Genomic DNA, 9,641 nt, shown 5'->3' with positions numbered 1-9,641 from the left:
GATGCGGGAGCACCCAAAAGTGACTCCGAATACATTAGCGCAAACCAACCCCGTCATTAGAAATTGTAGTTGCAATAACGGGGCGGACCATACATTTTTGTATGCGTTGAATTTTATGCCTGTCGTAGTTTCTTTTCGGCGATTGAAATTACTTTTTGTTCTACTTGGGCTACGATTTCTGATTCTTGCTCCCAAGTATTCCAATAAAGATCGACAAAAATGGGATGAGGGGAAAGTGTCATTAATTCAGAAGGTGAAGGCTGATTTTCAATTAGGAGTTTAGGAAGCATAGTCCAAGCGACTCCACGGTTCACTGCGTCAAGAAGTACATGGGAGCTTGGAAAATAATGCGTTCTTTGTTGTTTACGTTCTACGCCATGAATAGATAGGTACCTGTCGACCAGATCATCCTCCCTGTCGAATATAGCGACAGGGGAAGAGGTGAGTATTTCGTTGTTAATCCCGTTTTTGAAGTAATGCTTAGAATACGATAGAGAGCAGACCGCCAGATATTCCAACTGGCCGAGGTATCGTGTTTTACATCCGCCGATGTGATTGGCCTTCGAGGTGATAGCAGCGATGACTTCGCCACTCTTGAGCAATGTTTGGGTTGATACCGTATTTGATGTCCGGATATCAAAAGATAGGTTAGGCCTGTCACTAAAGTGGTCTATTACATCCATAAACCAGCAGCTTAAACTGTCGTGATTGACGGCAATAGCAAGGGAAAAGGAGTCATTGTCAATGCCTTGCTGCAGCGCGAGATCCAGTTCATTTTGCAGTAACAGCATACGGCGTGCATAGCCCAGTACTTGCTTCCCTACTTTTGTTGTTTGAGGCGGTGTAGTTCGGACTAAGACGGAACTGCCTACTCGGTTTTCCAGTGACTTTATCCGCTGCGATACAGCGCCGGGTGAGATATGCAGTTGGCGGGCGGCATTATCAAAACTTTGGCCATCAACGATAGCGATTAAGGTTTCCATTTCCCTATGATCTAACATCCCAACACCTACTAACTTTAATTTTGCTAAAGATATATTAGATTATTTAGTTTTATGCAACTCGTAGGGAAGATTACTATCAATTTGAAATCACTTGAATTGATAGGGATCTTTCACCATGACCAAACCACTCACGCAAGCACCATTGAAGGCACCACAAACCTTTCTCGATTTTCCTTTTGTGAATGATTTTGACAATTTCTCCTCAGATATTGCCATTTTAGGTGTGCCTTATGGCATGCCATACAGTGTCGATGGGATGGCTAATGATCAGAGCTTGGCGCCTGACCATATCCGTAATTGGTCAACGCTCTCGGAAGTTGATATGACGTTAGAGAATTACGACTTCGACTTGGGTGGGACCTTGTTAGATGGTAAAGATATCAAAATCGTGGATTGCGGCAATGTCACCTCCAGCATGGCTAACCCCTATGAGCATTATGAGAATGCCGAGCAAGTAGCCCGTTCTATTTTTGCCGCTGGCTCAGTTCTTATTACGTTAGGGGGGGATCATGGTGTGCCTATTCCTATATTGAAAGCACTGGATGTTTTGGATAAAGAAATCACCCTGATCCACATTGATGCCCACCTGGACTGGCGTGATGAAATAAATGGTGAGAAGAACGGATATTCCAGTGTTATCCGTCGTGCTTCCGAGCTTCCTCATATCAAAGGAATCCATCAGATTGGCATGCGGGGGATAGGCAGCGCAAAAAATCAGGAAGTAAGTGATGCCATCGCTCACGGCTGCTCGATTATCACCGCTTATCAGCTCCATGATTTAGGTATGGAAGAAGTACTCAAGACTATTCCTGACGGCGGCACGTATTATTTGACGATTGATGCTGATGGTATCGACCCTACCATTATGCCTGCCGTGCTGGCTCAAACTCCTGGTGGTTTAAACTGGGTTCAACTTCATAAGCTAATACATGGTTTGGTGAAAAAAGGGCGGGTAGTGGGTATGGACTTGGTCGAGATCACCCCTTCTAGTGATATTGGCAATATATCCATGATCCATGCCGAGAGATTACTGTGTAATTTTATTGGTGCGACGGTTAGGGCGGGGTATTACGACAAGTGACATAGGGCAAAAATGGTATCACCTTGCTTGCGTATTTTTACTTATATTTTGTGGTAATGATTAATAATTTAATAAGTTAACTACTTATAAGAAACCACCCATAGAATGTCGTTTTGCATAATCAAACGTTCAGGACGACGAAATGGGTGGCGTTAAACAATTATATGTAGGCATAGCTTTGGCTATGTCGGTCCTTTTTGCCGGTGCGATAGCACTGGATCAGGCAGTTTTTTTACGGCTGCTACTGGGGCTAGGTCTTGGTATTGCCTTGACCAAAGGGGCGATTGGATTTGCTGGTAGTATCAACCGCGCATACCGCCGTGGTTCAACCCAGTTGCTGCAGGCCTTGATGTTGTTGTTTGTGGTCACCGCCATTATCAACGCCGGGCTGTTATATGGTGCTGAGGCGGGTAGTTTTAACCTTTGGGTGAACCCAATTAATGCCGGTCTGATCATTGGTGGTCTGATGTTTGGTTTTGGCATGACGCTGTCCAGTTGCTGTGCTTCAGGGGTTATGGTTGAGATGGTCAGTGATGTGCCAAGGGCTTTGACCACCTTGGTCGCATTTGGTTTTGGTGTGTTTATCGGCTTCCCGATACAGTCGTCGTCGCCTTTGGTGACAGAGACTTTGTTCTCGACGGCCAGTTATCAAGGGAAGGGGGTATTCCTGCCTGATTTGTTTGCGTGGGGACCACTGAATGGGTATTTGATGTCAGTGTTGGTCACTATTGGCTTCGCGGTTGCTACCGTTTGGCTTGCCAAGAAGTATCAGCAAAAGCGCCAGCAAGAGGGGACTTATCTGGGTGTCGAGGCAGAACAGAAAAGAGAGCCCCAGAATTTAGGCTCTATCGCGCCTCAGCGTTTTTCATGGCTTAGCAGTCTATGGAGCATGAATTCTGCTATTTTGGTTATCGCATTAATCTTCGGTGTAATGATGGCGACAACGTCTGCAGGTTGGGGGGCATCCTCACCGTTTGGGTTCTGGTTTGGTAAAGCGCTACTAGCTGTCGGTATTGACCTTGATGCAATCACGTCATTCACCGGCCGTCCTGCTCAAGCCTTTACCACGCCGTTTTTTGAACATGGCGTGTCGGTACAGAATTTGGGTATTCTGCTTGGCACCTTGGTAGCCGTACTGTGGATAGGGAAGTTTAGTTCGCCATTTTCTGCTCGTTACTCCTTGAAGCAGTATATGTTGTTCGCTTTAGGCGGGGTATTAATGGGATTGGGAACCCGTTTTGCCAATGGCTGTAACGTTGGAGCACTTTACACACCGATCGCCAATTTTTCTTTGTCAGGGTGGATATTCTTCGCAACCATAGTTGCTGGAGGTGTATTCGGAAACCAGTTTGCAAGAAAGATGTCGTTGATTGCTGCAGCCCCGCCAAAGATATTGAAGCAAGAAACTGTAACGAGTCAGTAAGAGGATCGTGAGAGTTTAATAACTTATAAATAGGAAAAAAAAAGCGGGCTGTAGATTGCCCGCCCCTAAAAAAGGAAATAATAGCTTTTAGCACAACGTCAGGAAAATCGACTACCCATATAAAAGATTTCTCCTTAGGTGCAGAAGCATAATAGGGCTTCTTTCCAACAGGAACAAATTGGAAAAACCAATCATTTTAATAGCCTGAGCCTATCACTTCATTCCTATAGCCTCATATACCACGGCATTAGCTAAAATTAACTTTAAATGCGTGAGTGGTTGAATTCTAATCTGTGATTCAAATGAAAATACACAATTAAGTGAATATATGGTCTATGAATAGAAATCATGGTGGAAAAATGAAGGATCCATTTAGAAAAATCAATGATGGCATAGAACGATAGGTGTTAAAAGCCAAAGTAAGTAACGTATTTTGAATGTATAAATGATGTAAAGTAGGGGCATGTAAACGCCCCTACTGTTATTTGAACAAAATTAAATGCTGATGAAGTGTTAATAGTTTTGTTATATTTGCGAGCCTTGTTTCATTTTTGTCGATAACTTTCTGAAGCCTGACAAGGGTGTGAATTTTTTTCTTGTCAATTTTCATGCAAAATTTAAGAACTTCAATCATGTTTGCTCTAGTGACAAATGATTGATTTTGCCCTTGTTTGAAAATGTCAAACGCACCTGAATGGTAGGCGGTTGAAACCTTCAAGAAATCCAGTTCAGGGTTTTCACTGATAATACAAAAAAAGGTATTCTTCGAAGGAGTATCCCAACTTGGCTCACCGCAATTATCGATATTCTTGATAAAAAAACTAGTCTTTAAAGAGTGATTTGAAACGATCTGCATCATTCCTCCAGTTAAAACTCTGACGCTAATGCGAATGACTAATTTTTAATTATATTTTATGATTTAGCATAACTCACACATTATTAGATGTTTGAAAACTCAGCTAGGCGGTCTAACTCATCCAAAGTGATACATTCGACATGGATAAATTGGTTGCCCTCATCGTCTAGGTTGAAGATACCCTGATACCTACCATCGATATTAATAACCTTCACTGACTTCGCCTGAATGGTCGCCCCAAGGCCAGATTCATGCAGAATGGTGAAATTTTTATCACCGTGAGAAATGATTAGCGTTTCGCTTTCTAGTTTTATAAACATGGACTACCTAATATAAATTTCATCATCTGTAAGCACTAACAAGACATTTGAAAAATCGGGGCCTTCACCCCAAAGATTACAGCGGTTAGTTACGAGTTCTTCATGGTTTACAATTTCGTGGATAGATCTGCTACCGCGTTTAAAACGGTAAGCATAGAGTGCTTTGTCAATAACAATACTAGCCATCTCATTCCAAAAGTTGCGACCTTGAAGGTTTGCATGGTTGTCGCTTGCAATAATATTGAACCTCTCTAGCAGATATTCCAATAATATCTGCTCTGATAAGTCAGCAATCATCGCTTTATGCCGAGGCTTAATGCTTTTCCAAATCCAGAGTTGAACTGATGGCTTCTCGTTAAGAACAACATCATCAAGTATTGTACCGGTAACATGAAATGCGATTTCTCTGTCGTAGTGATCGAATAGGACAATCAGAAATTGTTTTTCATTGAGCTCTATTCGTTTAAACTCACTGCCAACAATCAATGAACTGCGTATTATCTCATTTACGCTGACTTGTGACATGGCCATCAATTCATTATAGCGAGCTTTATTTAATTGCTGATGGTTTAGAAAATCATGAGATCTTGCTACTTTATCGTTGTAAATACAGTTTCTTGGCATGGTAAAACCTGAATAAGTAAGGGTCCGGACTAAACGGCCCTAATTGTTCTTAACACATAGAACATTGTTCGCGTGCTTTTTGCTTGCCATTAATAAAAGCAAAGCGGCCAAGAACAAATGCTGAAATGAGCAAAATTGGATCGAGGTTGAAAACGAAATATCCACAAACAAGGAGTATAATTCTCAGAACAGCTGTTACTATCACTGCAAGGTTGTGATATCTGAAGTCTTTCTTAGCATCGGGTAGAACCCACTGAATGTTTTATTTTCGGTCTCTATTGATGTATTGAACGGTTTTGTAATAGTAGCCGCATATATGTGATAAAAACATGTATATGACGAATGCTGCGATATTAAGGAAGATTAGCATCAGTGCTTCTCAACAATATGAGCCTTTTTTGAGGCCTTGGTATGGAAGGTTTTGGCTTTTTCAGCATAATGAAATTCTGACATTACGTAGTCATACTCTGCACTGCCAGTGACCATCTCACCTGACTCGTCAGTAAGAATGACACCGTCTGTTTTGTAATATTTAAGTATGCCTTCATCAACGACTGAGATGTTATGTTCTTTAGTATACTTGTCGAAATAAGTCGTAGATGAGATGTACCCATCTTCATCATCAAGGCTGACAGTCTGATAACTCATACCCTATCTCTCATAGTAAACAATAGATTTTATATAATTACATTCATTCTTGAGATATAGTATCTCGGTTTGATTCGTACTATATGTTGTTACTATTACATTATTGATTGAGCAATCTTGTTCGGTATGAGCCGCAATGGAAGGCATAGAGGCGAATACTACAGCGGTTGCCAGCAGTGTTTTTTTCATTGTAATGTTCTTACACGTTGTTTTATGAATATTTTTGATATGAAACAGCAATCTGAATAGCTATTTAAATTACAGATTGTGAAGTTATTATTGTTCTACATCGCTTTCGGGAATATTTACTTCCGCGTTGACAACAGGCTTTGTCTTGTCATTTGCTGGAGACTGAAAGTTCCCCTTAGTCATAACTGCTTGTAGCTTTGCAGCCTGCGCCCTTGTCATTTTGCGGCTTCGGTCCCTCTGGTTTTGGACAAACTTTCGGGTTAGGCTCGGTGATGTCAAGATAAGGGGTGACTTCGGGCTCATTTTCTTACTCCAGTTGAGCTAGTTAAGTTATTGTAAATGTGACGTTTTGTTTGTAATCGTTATAATTTTTTTCGTACTTTGTAACCACATGGCGATTTAGGCTTTCACCTCTAATGAGGCACAACCTCCATACTGAGTATTCGTTTTTCAAATATATGTAATTCTGTGAGTGACTATTTTAGTTACTCATAGAAAACTGGTTTGGATAGACAGTTAAGTTTGACTAGCGCCACCATTAAAATATCTAGAAGGAATACAAGTTTTCATTCGGCGAATTTTATAGCTGTATTTTAACCCATGTCCAGAAAATAAATGCATTTAACTGCTGTCTGTTTATATAACAATCATTCTAATAATAAATGAATTAGTCCAATTGTTTTTATCGAACATAGTGATAGCTAAAACCGATTTAGTGAAATTTAGCGAATCAACATCGAGTTACGTATAAACACTCCTGATGCATATGTTTTACGTTTCTATAGGATTTTTAAATTATTTACAACGTTATTGATTGAAGCATGATGGCTAATCGTATGATAGATAAAGGTTACTAGTACTTAAATTAACGTTAATAGATTTTACTTATTGAATGTATAAGTCAGGACGAATTGGCTGTATTTTTTACCGCGTGTAATATCACTGGCAACAACAGGAGAGCCCTATGAATAATAGAAATATTATTGGCTTGGATAAATGTAAGTCGAGCGAAGTTGTACGCTTACTTAACAAGCTGTTAGCGAATTACCAGATCCATTATATGAATACCCGAGGTTACCATTGGAACATCCAAGGTAAAGAGTTTTTCGAGCTGCATAAAAAATTTGAGGAAGTGTATCTTGACTTGCAAGGCAAGATAGATGAGCTTGCCGAGCGAATTCTAACCCTCGGTGGAACACCTAACCATAGCTTCTCTACTTATGTTGGAGTAAGCGAAATCAAAGAACACTTAAATGCCCGTTCTGGTGAAGAATGTATGGAGCGCCTGCAAAGTGGCTTTGATACTTTATTACACATGCAGCGTGTAATACTTGCCTTCTCTGGAGATGCTGAAGATGAAGGTACGGCAGCTCTTATGGGCGATTACATCCGTGAGCAAGAAAAGCTAATGTGGATGTTCAACGCCTACAACCGTTAACGAAGTCATACTCCCTTGAGTCGTTAAAATTGTCGTTAAGCTAAAGCGCTATATTCTCCCATTTGGGAAACGGGCCTATTCTGTGGCCCGTTTTTTTATCCTGCCCATTAACAACAAGTCTTTAAGTTCCTGAGGGTTTTGTTGAGCAAATCAGTTTGAACTCTTTCACTAAGAGGGTTTGATCGTTGGTGTTTCAACCAAACCTTGGTAAGAGGTGTAATTCGTCATCTTGCTATAGATGCTACTGGGCTAACAGCGTCAGGCGAAGCGAATGGAAAGTCAAGAAGTATGGTGCAGAGATGTAGCTTAAGGCATAAACCTCAGCTGATTGCTGACGCTTATAGAAATCCGATTGTTAGCGCTAACTATATTCGGCCATTTTATCACGCGATTAAACCTAAAAAAGCAAAGCTATCAACTCCTCCAAGAAGAGGTGCTGCATATTGGGAAAACAGCATCCGAGGAATCAAACAGTTGCTAACCAGCTAGTTTATCGAGCCAATGAGCCTCCAAGATTATAATGGGCAGGTTGGTAAGTTTCATGCCGCAGTTTATGCATTAAAAATGGTATTGAGTCTAGGTATGCCTCAAACAACCAGAGTTGGCTAACTATAAGACAGTGATGACCTCACTCAGCTTAAATCAAATTTACGCGATAAAGCTGTTCCTTTGCCAAATATCAATGTTACCTTATCGATTGGTGATATAACGTCCGTTATTGAAGTTGAGGAAGGAGGATATCATTTCCCGCTAACATTTATCAGCTGTGCAAGGCAAGGACTTGCTTACCTCAAGTGATCTCTATCCGAAGGATTAAGAAGCCTGTCTGTCCGTACACCAGCCACTAAGCGGTGTTAGTGTCAGTATACTCAGACCCTCTTAATAGTGAAAAGGTCATCTTATTTAAGGGTTGGTTAATCTCACCGAGCCAGATTCTTAGACTAGTTGAGCCTTTATTCACCACAAGAATTTGTGTTTCTTTCCATTTTCGAGTTCAACATGGATCTTAAGCTTCCCACCACAGGCTTGGACATATCGATTTAACTGCTCAACAGTAAGCTTTGATTCATGCTTTTCCAAATCGAGCAACTTTCGACCAGATATACCTAGTTCATCTGCTAGCATGAATAATGTTTTCTTTTGTTTGTTGCGCAGAGTAGATAAGCTTCGATCCAGTAGTCGGTAGAATTTATTACTTTCTTCTTTGACCTCTATTGGAGGAGCACCTGTTATTTCCATACCACGACTTCTTGCATAGAGCTCACGTATTGGTTTGCTCATTTTTAACAAAGGTGTCTCATCTAAATTCTGTTTATTCTTCATAATGGTATCCAATGAACTCCTTTACCTAGAGGTCGCTAGTACAGGACTTCACTTGTTAACTACTAGCTGCTTCCTATCTCTAATTGAACTCTAATTCGCCTCTGCTCCATGAGGCGATCAATACATATTGCATTGGCTAATATTTTTTTGCAGTGGAAAATAGTCATGATCTATAGTTAGCTATCTTAGTGTCATCATAGCCAGCCTGATTATCTGGCTTATGCCAGTTGTTCATATGATGGTTCCATAGCTAAGGGTCAAAGCTACTAAATATTTTCCTACGGGCAATTTTGCGCTGCATGTTACTTGTTTTTCATAGGAAAGAATAAATAAATAACGATCCTATGGCTATTTAAATGTAACAATTCGTTATTTATAGAAGGAGTTACTCATTATATATCCACTTCAACTAACGCGAATAAGTGTGATTGTTTACTATATTGACCTTGCTCGGTTAGACAACTAAGTTTGCTCGGGAGAGGTATTTTCATACCGGATGACTTCATACAATCCACATGCTTCTGTAATGTCATCTTGGCTTTTGGAATGATGTCATGAATGGTTTCAGCAGCACTAAAGCACCAAGCAAAATCTGGAAAGCAAATTCCATGAGGGGATTCATTTTAACCAACAGTAATAATGATAGGGTATTTCAAAAGGGCGCACTTCCTATTTAGGAATTGACTCGTGATTATCCACAATCAGATGATAATATCAACCTATTACATTAATAGG

At 40.6% G+C, this 9,641-nt stretch carries 9 protein-coding genes and 1 pseudogene; 3 read left to right on the top strand and 7 right to left on the bottom strand.

Translation table 11 applies throughout. The features are described 5' to 3' along the window. Positions 1-113: 113 nt before the first annotated feature. Positions 114-1,001, bottom strand: coding sequence for an ArgP/LysG family DNA-binding transcriptional regulator (locus BIZ37_RS27830; RefSeq protein WP_187464303.1), 888 nt, complete (start codon positions 999-1,001; stop codon positions 114-116). 118 nt (positions 1,002-1,119) lie between these two features. Between BIZ37_RS27830 and BIZ37_RS27825 the strand changes: the two genes are divergently transcribed. Together BIZ37_RS27825 and BIZ37_RS27820 are read left to right on the top strand one after the other, a co-directional pair. Then, positions 1,120-2,085 carry an agmatinase gene (locus BIZ37_RS27825; RefSeq protein ID WP_187464302.1) on the top strand — a complete coding sequence of 322 codons (966 nt, stop codon included), beginning with the start codon at positions 1,120-1,122 and terminating at the stop codon, positions 2,083-2,085. A 142-nt stretch (positions 2,086-2,227) separates the two neighbouring features. After that, on the top strand, positions 2,228-3,508 hold the full coding sequence (locus BIZ37_RS27820) for a YeeE/YedE family protein (protein WP_187464301.1): 1,281 nt from the start codon (positions 2,228-2,230) through the stop codon (positions 3,506-3,508). Positions 3,509-3,989: 481 nt separating this feature from the next. Here the strand turns inward: BIZ37_RS27820 and BIZ37_RS27815 are convergent, their stop codons facing one another. From BIZ37_RS27815 to BIZ37_RS27800, 4 genes are all read right to left on the bottom strand, one after another. Then, positions 3,990-4,367, bottom strand: a complete 378-nt coding sequence (locus BIZ37_RS27815) for a hypothetical protein (RefSeq protein ID WP_187464300.1) — start codon at positions 4,365-4,367, stop codon at positions 3,990-3,992. 80 nt (positions 4,368-4,447) lie between these two features. Next, positions 4,448-4,684 carry a hypothetical protein gene (locus BIZ37_RS27810; protein WP_187464299.1) on the bottom strand — a complete coding sequence of 79 codons (237 nt, stop codon included), beginning with the start codon at positions 4,682-4,684 and terminating at the stop codon, positions 4,448-4,450. A gap of 3 nt (positions 4,685-4,687) precedes the next feature. After that, entirely contained in the window at positions 4,688-5,308 is a 621-nt protein-coding gene (locus tag BIZ37_RS27805) for a hypothetical protein (protein ID WP_187464298.1), read from the bottom strand. A gap of 369 nt (positions 5,309-5,677) precedes the next feature. After that, positions 5,678-5,956, bottom strand: coding sequence for a hypothetical protein (locus BIZ37_RS27800; RefSeq protein ID WP_187464297.1), 279 nt, complete (start codon positions 5,954-5,956; stop codon positions 5,678-5,680). A 1,153-nt stretch (positions 5,957-7,109) separates the two neighbouring features. Here BIZ37_RS27800 and BIZ37_RS27795 point away from each other — a divergent pair. Continuing rightward, positions 7,110-7,583, top strand: a complete 474-nt coding sequence (locus BIZ37_RS27795; protein WP_187464296.1) for a Dps family protein — start codon at positions 7,110-7,112, stop codon at positions 7,581-7,583. Positions 7,584-8,540: 957 nt separating this feature from the next. Here BIZ37_RS27795 and BIZ37_RS27790 read toward each other — a convergent pair. Both BIZ37_RS27790 and BIZ37_RS30710 read right to left on the bottom strand, forming a co-directional pair. Next, positions 8,541-8,906 (bottom strand): hypothetical protein, encoded by a 366-nt coding sequence (locus tag BIZ37_RS27790; protein WP_187464295.1) that lies wholly within the window; start codon positions 8,904-8,906, stop codon positions 8,541-8,543. Positions 8,907-9,298: 392 nt separating this feature from the next. Further along, positions 9,299-9,514 (bottom strand): annotated as a pseudogene (locus tag BIZ37_RS30710) (type II toxin-antitoxin system HicB family antitoxin); the annotation flags it as partial. Positions 9,515-9,641 lie beyond the last annotated feature (127 nt).

The sequence above is a fragment of the Photobacterium sp. BZF1 genome, assembly GCF_014349205.1.
Taxonomy (GTDB): Bacteria; Pseudomonadota; Gammaproteobacteria; order Enterobacterales; family Vibrionaceae; genus Photobacterium.
This window is presented reverse-complemented; position numbering and strand designations above follow the sequence as displayed.